We start from the raw sequence: 12,634 nt of genomic DNA on the forward strand, positions 1-12,634 counted from the left end.
AGGTAATGCGCGTGATCAGCCAGCCATCCCGAGACACCAGCGGTCCCATCTTCATACTGTGCTTCGCCAGGTCCGGATCGACGCTGCTGCGCGTTCTGCTCAACGCTCACCCGGAGATCGCCAGCCCGCCGGAGACCAGTGTCGCCCGCGTGTGCGAGACCGCCGAACGTGCCTGGCGGCAGGTGACCATGGGGGGTGCACCAGGCCCGCTCACCCCGGAGGCGCTCAGCGAGATCCGTTCGGCGGCCGACCGGCCGATGCGCGCCTACGCCCGAGCGCACGGCAAGCGGGTGTGGTGCGACAAGTCCCTCGACAACGTCTGGCTGGCGCCCTTGTTGAGCGAGGTCTTTCCCGACGGGCGCTTCATCTGTCTGTTCCGGCACTGCCTCGACTTCGTGATGTCCGGGTTGGACGCCAGCCGGTGGGGTTTCGCCGCGTACGGTTTCGAGAAGTACGTTCAGAAGTCCCCTGGCAACACCGTGCACGCGCTCGTCCGGTACTGGTGTGACCACACCGAGGCGCTGCTGCGCTACCAGCAGAGCAACCCCACCGGCGCAGCGCGGATCCGGTACGAGGACCTGGCCCGAGACACGGACGGCGAGCTGCGTCGGGTGACCGGTTTCCTGGGCGTCGAGGACCGACCCGATCTGCCCCGGGCGGCCTTCAGCACTCATCATGACCTGGGAGCCGGAGACCACAAACTGCCCTTCACGGATCGGGTGAGTGACAGCAGCGTCGGCACCGGGCGTCGCGTACCGATTCACCTGATCCCGTCCGACCTCATGGATCGGATGAACGACTGCCTGCGTCAGCTCGACTACCCCGAGGTCGGGCCAGATTGGAACGCTCTCCCGAGCCGCGAGGGGCGCCGGCGCAGCCTGTCTGCTCCGGCCGGGCTGGCGGTGCTGAGCCAGGTGCTCGGCGGGCGAGTGCCTGTCGTTCACTCCTGCCCACACAACGAGCGGGCAATCCAGGATCAGATCCTGGTCACGTTGGAGGACGGGGAGCTGACCTGGCTGGTCGACCCCCGATCAGGGGCAGTGCTGACCTGCGACTCGACGTGCCTGCCTCCGAGCCGGCTACTGACCGACTCGGCCACCCTCAAGGGGATCGTCGCGGGCGAGCTGAACATCGGCGGCGTGCTACGCACCGGTGCGCTTCGCGCCGTAGGTGGGGTGTCCCGGGTCGCTGGCGCGGTGCTGGCGCTGCGCGACCTCAGCAGCACGGGGTCCTACGGCGAGGACGCGCCGAACCACGACCCGGGCCGCGCGATCGCGACGGTCGCGCGATGATCGGCACCGTCCTGGCCTGGTGCTTCCTGCTGCTCTTCTCGGCATACACGGCGGCCGCGATCGCCAGCTTCGCGCCACCTGTGGACCGCTGGATGCGCCGGCAACGGCTGGGTGCCGCCACGCTCCGCTCGGTTCTGCCCTTCTGGGGCCTGTTCGCACAGCGATTCGGCATGTTCGACCTCGACCTCTCGTACCGGCGTCTTCGCGGTCCGCTGGACGGCGCGCGAGCTCACCCGGAACCGGAGGCTTGGCTGCCCTTGACCGATAACCGCTGGCGCTGGTGGTGCTGGCTCTGGCGTCCCGGCCAACGCGCCGACCAGGCCAGCCAGATCCTGGCCTATCGGCTGATCAGTGGTGGTGCCGCCGCCAACCGGGACATGCGGGGGGACCCGGCCTACCAACGGATCACCGCGGTGGTGCGACGCACGACCAGCCGGCAGACCGCAGCGGGCCACGAGATGTCGCCGTCGGGGGACTACGTGGTGTTCCGGCTGGCCCTCTCCCGGGGCTACTGGACCACGGTGCCAACTCAGACGATCTTCGTGTCTGCTCCCGAGCCCGCGGGCGTCGGCCGACCGGCTCGGCCTGGGCTGGAGGCACGCCATGGACGCTGAGCTGTTCCTGGGTGAATCCACCGTAGCCACCACGTTCTCGCTGGCGGCCCGGGTCGCCGGGGTCGCACTGCTCGTCACCGGTCTGGAACTGGCCGCCGGACTGCCCGGACTCGCTCGGTGGCGCCGGCCGGGCCTCCCAGTCGGCCGACGGTGGATCACCGCCCACCAGATCCTCGCCACAGCGCTGGGTCTCCTTGGCGGCTGGTTCGTCGTCGATCCGCGCGTCTGCCTCAACGGTGGCGGGTTGGTGGCACTGCTGGTCGTCGGTTATCTGATGGTGGCCCTGCAGCCCTTGGGTGACGGGGCGGACGTGATGCTCGTGATCGTCCTCGCCGGGCTGGGCGTGCTGTCGCTGGTGCCCTCCCCAGCGTTGAGTAGGTGGGCGGCCTGGCTGGTCGCGGTGAACGTCTGTGTCGCTTACTGGTGGAGCGGAGTGGCGAAGCTGCGCATCCGCGCCTGGCGGCACGGTCGTCAGATCGCCCTGGCGGTGAACTCGCCGCGGTTCGGGTCACCGTGGGTCGCCTGGCGCTTCCTCAACCATGCCAAATTCACACAGCTCACGGCATGGGGCGTGATGACCCTGGAGGTTTCCTGCCCCGTCTTCTTTGTCCTCGGCGGATGGCCGTTGCTGGCCTGGGCTTTCTGCGCTGTCCTGATGCACGTCGGAGTCGCCCTCATCATGGGCCTGGGACGCTTCTTGTGGGCGTTCGGCGCGGGCCTGCTGAGCCTGGTCGCCGTGCGGTCAATGGTCTGAATGACCCCAGCTCTGGCGGTGCTGCACGGCGTCGCTGAACTGCGCGTGCGCGGCCTGCCGGCTGACACCGAGCAGCGCCCCGATCTCGCGCCACTTGACGCCGCTGGATCGCGCATGGGCCACCGCGCATTCCACCATTTCGGCCGAGCAGGCGTGCAGGGCCAGCGCCAGGTTCACCAGCGTTATGGCGTCGGTCTCGGTGCCTCGTTGGCTGGCGTCGGCGCAATCGTCGATTGTCGTTTGAGCCAACTGCTCCAGGTCCTGAGAAAGGCTGGCCAACTGATCGATGGGGGCCCCGTCCGGGGCAGAGGACGCAGGTGCCGGGTCTGCGATGGTGGGGCCGGTCGTGGTGGAATCGGCTCTCGGCCGTACCGTCCTGTTCTCCTCTGCCGGAACAGACTCTTCCCATGACGTGCGTAAGTGCATTACTGCCGTCTCCCATGGCTTACATGGAGACGCCGAACGCGACTGTCAATTGCCTCGCTCGGCTTGACAACACCGATGCGGCCCGAGCAACGTGCACCCAATGCTCGGCGAGCATCGCCGATGTCACTCTCCCCCGTGGACAGTTCGTTGACAACTCTATGACGGGCACGCGCAAATTAATATGACAGTCCTATGACAGTCACCCGCGCGTAACGGGCCGGGGCGTTTCGTACGCCAGTGCTGCGGATGCTGCAGCAGCGAGAACGGGTTGACCTTGACACAGTGGCAAGGTTTTCACTGGGGCGGAAAGGGGTGATTCCGATGACCACGCCGAAACAGGACATGAACGCGATGAGGGTGCTCCGCGGGCTGGAACACAGCGACCCGTCGGTGCGGCTGCGCGCGGCACTGACCGTCGGCACGACTCCTGACCCGCAGCTCATCGACACGCTCATCGAGCGCTGCGCGGTCGAGCCCGAATTCTCCGTACGCGAGATGCTCACCTGGGCGCTCCTGCGCCACCCACCCGAACTGACCGTCGCGAAGCTCACCGACGAGCTCCGCTCGGAGCGCGCTCAGGCCCGAAGTCAGGCGCTGCACACGCTGTCCAAGATCGGGGACCGACGAGCCTGGCCGGCGATCACCCGGGCGCTGCTGACCGACGCCGACGACGAGGTGGCGCGAAGCGCCTGGCGCGCAGCGGTCGTGCTCGTACCCCCCGGCGGAGAGCCCGAGTTGGCCGTGCTGTTGTCGACACAGTTCGGGCGGGGCGGGCGGGAGATGCAGTTGAGCCTGAGTCGGGCGCTCATCGCGCTCGGCGAGGTGGTCTTGCCGATCCTGCGCGCCGCGTTGGCGGATCTCGACCCGCGCGTACGCGCGCACGCGGTCGCCACACAACGGCTGATGCGGGATCCGGATGCCGGGTTCGAGTTCGCGATCGAGGCGGCGAAGCGTGTCGTCGCCCTCGGCCCGACGGGTGAGAAGGGGTGACGCCAGGTGTTGATCGGTGAGGTGGCGCGACGGTCCGGCGTCAGCGCCCGCATGCTCAGGCATTACGACGCGCTCGGGCTGATCCGGCCCACCGGTCGCACCGGTTCCGGCTATCGCGAGTACACCAGCGAGGACATCCGGCTGATCTTCCACGTCGAGAGCCTGCGGTCGTTGGGCCTGTCGCTACGCGACGTGCGCCGCGCGCTCGACGATCCCGGTTTCACGCCCGCCGAACTCGTCGACGACCTGATCCGGCGGACGCGACTCCGCATCGCGGATGAGATGGAGCTGCTCACCCGACTCCGCCGGATCGGTGCCGCGGACCCCGCCGACTGGGAGGACGTCCTTCAGGTCGTCACGCTCCTGCGGGCACTGGGGTCGGAGAGCGCGGGCACCCGCCAGCGCGCCGCCCTGTCCTCGGTCGGTGCGGGGCCGGTGCCGGTGGAGGCACTTGCCGAGGCGGTGCTGAGCGAGTCGGACCCGATCGTCGCCGGAGCCCTGCGCTGGGCGCTGGCGCAGTCCGGCGACGGCGGGGTGGCGGTGCTGGCCGAGGGCCTCGGCTCACCGGAAGCCGAGGTCCGCAAGCGTGCCGTCCAGTCCGTCGCCGAGATTCCGCACGCCGCGGCGACCGACGTGCTGCGGGACGCCCTCGCGCACCCCGACCTCGTGGTCCGCGGGTACGCGGCTCTGGCGCTCGGGGCACGCGGAGTGGCGGACGCGCTTCCCACGTTGATCGGTATGGTCGTGGAAGAGACCAAGGACGTGGACGCCGCCGACGCGTTGAGCCTGCTGGCGGCCGATCCCGCGCTGGCAGACCAGATCACGACCGGGCTCGTGGCCTGCCTCGGGCAGAGCGGCGTCGCACCGTCTGCCCGGAGACGGCTGACCGAGGCGTTGGCGGACATCCCGGGGAGCGCCGCCGCACGCGCCCTCACGGACCTGTCGCACGACGAGGACCGCGCCGTCGCACTGACGGCGACCTCCATTCTCGCCCTCTGCGACAACGGTTCACCATGACCGGACCTTGTGGAATCAGTCAGGATCGGTGAGCCGCCGAGGAAATTGATCATCGTTTGGGCATCGGCTATCGTGCCCGTCCGTGAAACCTTCCCGTGTTGCCTCAGCCGTGTTGATCCTTGCCGTTTCGACAGCCCTCGCCGCCTGTGGCGACACCGACAAGGCGACGACCGCCGGGTCCACCACGCCCGCTCCCACCTCCGCAGCCCCGTCCGCGGTGGCCACCTCCGCTGCCGCCCCTCCGGCCTCGTCGCCTGCGGCGGGCACCGCGAGCGACAAGGAACTCTGCGAGTCGGCGAAGAAGGCCAGCGACGAGATGAGGGTGGAGCTGGTGAAGGTCGCCACGGCCGGCGAGCCGTCGGCCGCGGACTTCCAGAAGATCCTGAGCGATCTGGACAAGAAGGTGACAGCGGTCGCCGCGAGCGGGGACGGCAAGCTGGCCGCTGCCCTGCGCACGTTCGGCGCCGAGGCGGCCAAGGCCGCGGCCGCGGCGGACCCGGCGACCGCCGCCGACAATCCGGTCTTCGAGAAGGCCGGCAAGGACATCTCCACCGCGTGCAAGGCATTCGGCGTCAACCTGGTTCTGTGACCAGCGTGCTGCGATGACGGACGGCCCCCACGCCTGAGCGTGGGGGCCGTCCGTCGACGACGGAGGCGGTGGTCAGCCGCCGGCGAAGGTCGTGTCGACGCCGCACTTGGCGTTCTGGTTGAGGCAGGACTTCACCAGGTCGCCGAGGCGCTCCGGCTCCCAGGCGTTCATGAAGTCGCCGTGCATGGATGAGGGCTTGCCGGAGGAGAGGCTGAGGCCGTCACCGCCCAGCGACTCGTAGTTGACCATGAAGGAGAGATCCGGCACGGCTACCGGGTACTTGCCGGTGCAGACGCCGTTCACCGGATCGCCCATGTGCGACTTGTGATCGGGGGAGTCGATGTTCTTGCCGTCCCAGCAGTCCTTGAACACGAGCTGGAAGATCAGGTTGCCGCCGGGGGCACACTTCGGCCAGTTGCCGTCGGCGCTGCGGCCGATCTCGGCGCTGCCCGCGCACCAGAACTGGTTGCTACCGGCGTTCTTCGGAGTGTCGACCTGCCGCTTGGCGTCGCCTTCGACCACCACCAGGCCCGGCGGGAAGGGCTTGACGGTCGACGGGTCCTTGACCCGCGAGCCGTAGTAGATGCGCATGCTCTTGATCGGCACGGCCTTGCCGTCCTTGCGCAGTTCCGGGGTCCAGTAGGCGCTCTTGTCCCCGGGGGCGTTGCAGGTGTTCGCCGCGGCGAACAACTTGTCCGTCGTGGTGAAGGCGTCGATCTTCGGGCCGAAGAAGGTGTGCATGTGCGAGGCGCCCGCGAGGCCCGGCAGGACGATCGGGTCGTCCGGAGCGGAATTCGCGACGCCGCAGTCGGTGTGGAACTCCGGCACCCGGGTGGTGCCCGGCGGAACCGCCTTCGGCTTGATGGCGTTGAAGGCGGCCAGTTCCTTGTTCCACTTGGCCTGGTCGACGGGCACCCAGCCGCCGGTCGGCGCGCTCGGCGGAACGGACGTCGACGGGGACGCTGTGGAACTCGGCGTGGCCGAAGGGGCGGCCGACGTGCTCGGCGTGGCCGGCGACGTGCCCGTCGCGGAGCCGAACGTGAACCAGTTCAGGTTCACGAAATCCGACTTCGAGGTGCTCTTCAGGACCGCGAAGACGGTCTGCGCGCCGGCCGGCACAGCAGACGCCTTCGCGGTGACGGTCGTCCACTTCTGCCAACCGCCGGTCTGGGCGATCGGGAAGCTGGCCAGCAGTTGACCGTCCTGCGCGCCGAGGCGCAATTCGACAGTGCCGCCGGCGGCGTTCTGCGAGGCGACCCGGGCCGCCAGGTCGACGCCCGCTACCGACACACCGTCGTAGCGCAGCCAGTCTCCGCCGGCCAGCCAGCCGACGTTCCGGCCGCCGTCGGCGTCGCCGGTGCCCTCGGTCTGCGCTCCGGACTGTGCCGCGAAGGCCTCTGCCTGCACCCGGCCGGGCACGGCGACCTCTTCGGCCTGGGCGCCGGCGATGTAGATGCCGCTGCCGGCCAGCGCGGCGACGACCGCGGACGCGAGCGTTATGCGAGTGACGCGACGACGCTTTCGCGCCCGATCCGGCGGTGCGACGTGCGCGGGGGGAGTCCGCATTACCAGTGGTTTCCTTCGAGTCGAGGGAAAAGCTCCTGTCAGAAGGAGTATGTGCACGTCAGGGGCCTTCATCAACTCGCGGGGAAAGAATTAAGGAGGCCGGTTGACAAGTGCCCTGGCAGCCAGCGCGGCGGCTCCGAATGACAATTTTTCGCTCGTACAGTCTTAAGTTTCTTTTAAGTTCCTCAGTCTCGTGCTGGCTCAATGATTACGACTTTTGCGTAACGAATCGTTGTCGAATTCTCGGCCTCAGTCGCCGACCGGTTCGACGCGGATGGTCGGCGACAGCGCGCGCAGGAAGTCGGGCGCGTCGAACATCTCGCCGGCGGATGCGACACCGCTGGTCCTGGTCTGACCATCGAGGACGCGCCGGACCGCCTCCACGGCCAGGGGCGCGCTCACGGCGTAGATGTCCCGGCCACTGGCCACGACGCGGCGGCGCGTGTCGCCGCGTCGCACGATGACGTCGACGGTGAACGTCTGCGCCGACCGGCCCCGCCCGTCGACAGCGACCGGCGCCGCCGCGGCGGCCAGGTCGGTGGCGGCGTCGACGGTCATGTAGGTGCGGACCTCGGGGATGGCCAGGTGACGGGGGATGGTGACGACGTCGGCCATGGTGAACTCCCCGAGGACGCTGCGTCGGCCCAGCGGTGCGGGGAAGTCCCAGTCCACCCTCGGCAGCTCCCCACCGGAGTGGTACTCCAGCCGGCCGCCGGTGTAGCGGACCCGACGGCCGGCGCGACGCTCGCGGGAGACGGTGCCCGCGGCGACCGTTCCGGCCGTCGGGTGCCAGCTGCTCAGTCCGTACGCGACGTGCGCCTCGTCGGCCGACGTCCAGTCGCCCATCGCCGTCGTCGCGAGCAGGTCACCGAGCCCGCCGAAGAAGGCCATTGCCGGGACCACGGCGACACCGGCCGCCCGGGCGCGCTCGCTGAAGTGCGCGAAGGTGTCGACGTTCGCCTCGATCTCGGCCGCCACGTCCACGTACGGGATCCCGGCGCGCAGCGCGGCCTCGATCACGCCGGGAGCGGTCGACGCGAACGGGCCGGCGCAGTTGATGACCGCGTCCATGCCGGTCAGCGCCGCGTCGAGCGAGGCCGGATCGTCGACCGACGCCACCCGGTGGGCGGGCCCGAACGCCGCCAACCGGCGCGGGTCGCGGCCCACCGCCAGCGCGTCGAACCCGCGTTCGCGCAGCTCCTCCATCACGAACCGTCCGGTGTGCCCGTATGCCCCGAACACCGCCACGCTGTGGCCCATCGCTGCCCCCTCGAAGATCGACTGGATCCAGCCTCCCGCAGCGGCCGGCGACCGACCAGTGTCGGGAACGCCAAACCCCGTACAGTTTCGGACATGGCCCTCGTCGCGATCGCCGCCACCGACGGCATGCTGCACTTCGAACTGGCGCTGGCCTGCGAGGTCTTCGCCCACGACCCCTCCGGCCTGGCCGACCCCTGGTACGACGTGGCGATCTGCGGCCCCGCCCCGGTGCGGATCGGACGCTTCCTGGTGGCGCCCGACGACGGGTTGGATCGCCTCGCCCGCGCCGACACCGTGATCATCCCGTCGATCGAGGAGGTCGACGGGGACGTACCCCCCGACCTGCTCGACGCGGTCCGCGCGGCCCACCGCGCCGGTGCCCGGATGGTCTCGCTGTGCACCGGCGCGTTCGTGCTGGCCGCCGCCGGGGTGCTCGACGGGCTGCGGGCCACCACGCACTGGGCGCACACCGAGGTGCTGGCCGCCCGCTATCCCCGGGTGCTGGTCGACCCGGACGTGCTCTACGTCGACAACGGCACAGTGCTCGCCTCTGCCGGCAAGGCCGCCGCGATCGACCTGTGCCTGCACCTGATCCGACGCGACCACGGCTCGACCGTCGCCAACGCCGTCGCCCGTCGCCTGGTCGTGCCACCGCACCGCGCCGGTGGTCAGGCCCAGTACGTCACCACCCCGGTGCCGGCCCGCGAGGACCACCCGCTCGCCACCCTGTTCCCCTGGACGCTGGCCCGCCTGGACCGGCCACTGACAGTCGAGGACCTGGCCCGGCAGGCGAACATGAGCTCACGCAACCTGGCCCGCCACTTCCGGTCGGTCACCGGCACCACCCCACTGCTGTGGCTGTCGACGCAGCGGATCCGCCGCGCCCAGGAGTTGTTGGAGAACACCGACGACAGCATCGACGCCATCGCCGAGGCGGCCGGCATGGGCACCGCCGCGACGCTGCGTCGGCACTTCCACCGCACCGTCGGCGTGCCTCCGGACGCGTACCGGCGCACCTTCCGGGCCACCGGGCCTGCCGTGGGTTGAGCCCTGACCGGGGTACGTGCGGAGGGCATCGCTCGTCGGCGTCGGGCAGAATGCCAAGTTCCTGCTCTGCCGGCGGTCGGGGGTCCGATGGGCTACAGCTTCGAACACGTTGATCTGCCCGAACCCGCCGCTACCGCGCGCGCCCACGCCGAAGCGTGCATGGACCTGAACGGGTCGTGCGGCAACTGGCCACAGTGCTACGACGAGTACTCGTCGCTCGCGGCCGCCTACCAGTTCGACCTGAACATCGCCGGCATGGGGTTCTGCCGGGAACGCATGCGGTGGGCCGGCATGACCTACCAGGCAACGCCGCAGCCCTTTCCGGACTGGCCGTTCGACAGCGTCGCCGACTGGCTCAACGACCAGCGCCGCCGCAACGCCTACAAGGAGGCCGAACGGGCGGCATCCGCGCAGACCAGCCCCGGCAAGGTGGGGATCCCCGAGTTCAAGTTGACGAGCAACGGCCCCTGGGTGGTGGGCGAGACCGAGATCGAGCAGGCGTTGATCCTCTACGACGCGTTGCCGACGAGCCTGCGCGCCGAGTGGGAGACCGACGCGCTGTGGGTGGCCTGGCTCGACTGGCTGCGGGAGACACGTACCCACGGCGGCTTCACAGTCAGTTGAGCGTCCCGCTAGCGCTGGTCGGGGCGTTGCCGGGCGAACGCGTCGCGCTTGCCCCAACGGCCGGGGATGTCCAGGAGCGCGATCCGCCCGAAGGTGGTGGGCAACGCCGGGTCCACGGCCAGGTGGTCATCGTGCGGGTTGATGCCGAGCATGGTGCGGATCAGCAGCATGGTGGCGCCGCTGGACCACGCCTGCGGACTGCCGGCGGTCGGGTACCGGATCGGGAACCGTGTGGTCTCGCGGTCGAACCCGCCGAACGCCTCGGGTAGCCGACCCTCGAAGTAGGTGGCGGCGGAGAGGATGCCCTCGGCGATGCGGGCCGCCTCGTTGCTGAACCCGTAGCGGCGCAGACCCCAGGCGATGAACGAGTTGTCGAACGGCCAGACCGTGCCGTTGTGGTAGCCGAGCGGGTTGTAGCGGCGCTGCCCCTCGGCGAACGTCCGCACCCCCCAGCCGGAGAACAGCGCAGGACCCATCAGGTGCTCGACCACCCGGGGAGCCCGCTCCGGTGGCACGATGCCGCTCCACAACAGGTGCCCGATGTTGGAGGACAGGCTGTCCACGGGAGTGCCGTCGTGGTCGAGCGCGAGGGCGTAGAAGCCGCGGTCCTCCAGCCAGAAGTCCCGGTTGAACCGCTCGTACAGGGCCGCCGCCTCGCTCTCCAGCCGATCGGCGAAGGCAGGATCACCCCAGAAGGTACGGGCCAGCCGTGCTCCTCGGATCTTCGCGTCGTAGGCGTACCCCTGGGTTTCGCAGGTGGCCCTCGGGAAGCCCGGCAGCCGGCCGTCGGCGTAGGAGATGCTGTCCCAGGAGTCCTTCCAGCACTGGTTGTCCAGCCCGGTGGCGCGGTTGCGTCGCTGGTACCAGACGTAGCCGGTGGAGGTCAGGTCCGCGTACCTGTCGATCCAGGCCAGGGCCGCGCGGGCCTCCTGCTCCAACTCTGTCACCAGCGCGGTGTCGCCGCTCCAGCGCTCGTACTCGTCGAGCAGCACCACGAACAGTGGTGAGGCGTCCACAGTGCCGTAGTAGGGGGAGTGTGGCTGCTCCTCGAACGCTGCCGACTCCCCGTAGCGCAACTCGTGCAGGATCCGGCCCGGGTCCTCCTCCAGCACGTCGTCGCTCCGGGCACCCTGCAGCGACGCGAGGATCCGCAGCGTCGGTGGGGTCAGCGACGGGGTGACCGGCAGGGTCTGCAAGCAGGTCAACAGGCTGTCGCGGCCGAACAGGGTCATGAACCAGGGCAGCCCGGCCGCGGGCACGCTCGCGCCGCTGAGAGAGAGCGGCGCGAAGCGCAGCGCCGCCAGGTCCACCAGGCTGCGGTGGTAGACCTGCTGGAGGCCGACGCTCTCGGTGTCCAGGGTCGGGGCCGCGGCGACCCACGCCTGCACGCTCCTCGGCAGGGTGGAGTCGTCCGGCCGTAGGGCGCGCAGGGCGGCGCGCAGGTCGACGCCGTCCGGACGCAACGCCAGCATGGCGGCCTGCAACCGGGTCGACCACTGCTGCCCGGGGCGCAGCCGGACCGCGAACCGGAGGCCGCCCCTGTCGAACTCCGCTGGCTCACTCGCCGACACGACGACCTCACGGCGGTAGGTGCCGCGCCGGTAGCCCAGCCGCAACTCGTTCGGGCCGACGTGCGTGTAGTGCTCGCCGCTCTTGTCGCCGATGTCGAACTTGATCTCGAAAATGTCGGCGAAGTCGGCCGCCACCTCCAGGCGCACGTCGAGCGTCATGTCCCGCTCGCCGTAATTGAAGATCGTCAGCGACTCGGTGAGGTCTGGGCCGATGCGCCGACGTCGAATGGCCGACACGTCGGCCTCCACGTAGTCCACCGCCGCGCCCGGCACCACGAAGAACGTGACCTCGAAGTACTGGCTGTCGTCCACCGACAGAGCTGTCATGCACTCGCCGTTGACGGTGAGCCGCCAGCGGGACAGGAATCGCGTGTCGGCGGCGAAGAGGCCGACCGGGGTGCTCGGGGAGGACGCCACGTCGCCGGCGGTGTCGGACACCATGAAGGTGTTCCCGTCGATGCACGCCACGGTGCCCGCGATGTCCCTCATCGGTCATGTCCCACTGTCGGGGTCGTCGCGCTGGAGCCGTCCGGGCTCTCGCGGAAACAGCCGCCCGATGCGCAACGCCAGGGCGAGGTCACCATCCACCATGATCTCGCCCCGGGTAATCGCGGCCAGCCCGTTCACCTCGCCTCGCGCCATCGCCTCCGCGACCTGCGCGGACACCTGGATCACAGTGGTGGCGGGGCCGCCGCTCCGGGTCACCCGCATCCGGCCATGATCGATGTCCAGCAGCCACTGCTCCAGGTGGCCGTCGTCGCGGATGTCGAATCGCACGCTGCCACAGACCTTGCTGAACCGCGGATCCTGGCCAGCGACCGTCAGCCGCTCGAAGAAGGCGCTGGTCGCCGACATCGCACCTCCTCGGGCGCTGGTAAGAGCGG

At 69.7% G+C, this 12,634-nt stretch carries 13 protein-coding genes; 8 read left to right on the top strand and 5 right to left on the bottom strand.

Features of this window, described 5'->3' with window-relative positions; all coding sequences use genetic code 11:
• Positions 1–11 precede the first annotated feature (11 nt).
• The 3 genes from NIE79_RS14540 to NIE79_RS14550 are packed head-to-tail and all read left to right on the top strand — an operon-like array spanning position 12 to position 2,660.
• Complete coding sequence (locus NIE79_RS14540; RefSeq protein ID WP_238679072.1) at positions 12–1,292, top strand: sulfotransferase family protein; 1,281 nt, start codon at positions 12–14, stop codon at positions 1,290–1,292.
• Entirely contained in the window at positions 1,289–1,906 is a 618-nt protein-coding gene (locus tag NIE79_RS14545) for a hypothetical protein (RefSeq protein ID WP_238679073.1), read from the top strand. The genes NIE79_RS14540 and NIE79_RS14545 overlap by 4 nt, the downstream gene beginning before the upstream one ends.
• Positions 1,896–2,660: an HTTM domain-containing protein gene (locus NIE79_RS14550; protein WP_238679074.1), complete on the top strand. Its 765-nt coding sequence runs from the start codon at positions 1,896–1,898 to the stop codon at positions 2,658–2,660. The genes NIE79_RS14545 and NIE79_RS14550 overlap by 11 nt, the downstream gene beginning before the upstream one ends.
• Here the strand turns inward: NIE79_RS14550 and NIE79_RS14555 are convergent.
• On the bottom strand, positions 2,649–2,939 hold the full coding sequence (locus NIE79_RS14555) for a hypothetical protein (RefSeq protein ID WP_238679075.1): 291 nt from the start codon (positions 2,937–2,939) through the stop codon (positions 2,649–2,651). The genes NIE79_RS14550 and NIE79_RS14555 overlap by 12 nt on opposite strands.
• Positions 2,940–3,407: 468 nt before the next feature.
• Between NIE79_RS14555 and NIE79_RS14560 the strand changes: the two genes are divergently transcribed.
• The 3 genes from NIE79_RS14560 to NIE79_RS14570 all read left to right on the top strand — a co-directional run bounded on the left by NIE79_RS14560 (position 3,408) and on the right by NIE79_RS14570 (position 5,682).
• A complete protein-coding gene (locus tag NIE79_RS14560; RefSeq protein ID WP_238679076.1) occupies positions 3,408–4,076 on the top strand; it encodes a HEAT repeat domain-containing protein in 669 nt (222 codons plus the stop codon).
• Positions 4,077–4,082: 6 nt separating this feature from the next.
• Positions 4,083–5,093 carry a HEAT repeat domain-containing protein gene (locus tag NIE79_RS14565; RefSeq protein ID WP_238679077.1) on the top strand — a complete coding sequence of 337 codons (1,011 nt, stop codon included), beginning with the start codon at positions 4,083–4,085 and terminating at the stop codon, positions 5,091–5,093.
• A gap of 82 nt (positions 5,094–5,175) precedes the next feature.
• Entirely contained in the window at positions 5,176–5,682 is a 507-nt protein-coding gene (locus tag NIE79_RS14570) for a hypothetical protein (RefSeq protein WP_238679078.1), read from the top strand.
• Between the two features lie 72 nt (positions 5,683–5,754).
• Here NIE79_RS14570 and NIE79_RS14575 read toward each other — a convergent pair whose 3' ends face one another.
• Together NIE79_RS14575 and NIE79_RS14580 are read right to left on the bottom strand one after the other, a co-directional pair.
• On the bottom strand, positions 5,755–7,248 hold the full coding sequence (locus NIE79_RS14575; protein ID WP_238679079.1) for a DUF1996 domain-containing protein: 1,494 nt from the start codon (positions 7,246–7,248) through the stop codon (positions 5,755–5,757).
• Between the two features lie 249 nt (positions 7,249–7,497).
• Complete coding sequence (locus tag NIE79_RS14580; protein WP_238679080.1) at positions 7,498–8,508, bottom strand: saccharopine dehydrogenase family protein; 1,011 nt, start codon at positions 8,506–8,508, stop codon at positions 7,498–7,500.
• A 93-nt stretch (positions 8,509–8,601) separates the two neighbouring features.
• Here NIE79_RS14580 and NIE79_RS14585 point away from each other — a divergent pair, with 93 nt between their 5' ends.
• Together NIE79_RS14585 and NIE79_RS14590 are read left to right on the top strand one after the other, a co-directional pair.
• Complete coding sequence (locus NIE79_RS14585; RefSeq protein WP_238679081.1) at positions 8,602–9,555, top strand: helix-turn-helix domain-containing protein; 954 nt, start codon at positions 8,602–8,604, stop codon at positions 9,553–9,555.
• A gap of 159 nt (positions 9,556–9,714) precedes the next feature.
• The gene (locus NIE79_RS14590; protein WP_238679082.1) at positions 9,715–10,179 is read left to right on the top strand and encodes a hypothetical protein; all 465 of its coding nucleotides are present in this window, start codon (positions 9,715–9,717) and stop codon (positions 10,177–10,179) included.
• Positions 10,180–10,187: 8 nt separating this feature from the next.
• Here the strand turns inward: NIE79_RS14590 and NIE79_RS14595 are convergent, their stop codons facing one another.
• Complete coding sequence (locus NIE79_RS14595) at positions 10,188–12,239, bottom strand: amylo-alpha-1,6-glucosidase (protein ID WP_274524082.1); 2,052 nt, start codon at positions 12,237–12,239, stop codon at positions 10,188–10,190.
• Positions 12,240–12,242: 3 nt separating this feature from the next.
• Complete coding sequence (locus NIE79_RS14600) at positions 12,243–12,605, bottom strand: SCP2 sterol-binding domain-containing protein (protein ID WP_238679083.1); 363 nt, start codon at positions 12,603–12,605, stop codon at positions 12,243–12,245.
• Positions 12,606–12,634: the final 29 nt, after the last annotated feature.

This window comes from Micromonospora trifolii (assembly GCF_022229005.1).
In the GTDB taxonomy this organism is placed as follows: Bacteria; Actinomycetota; Actinomycetes; order Mycobacteriales; family Micromonosporaceae; genus Micromonospora; species Micromonospora trifolii.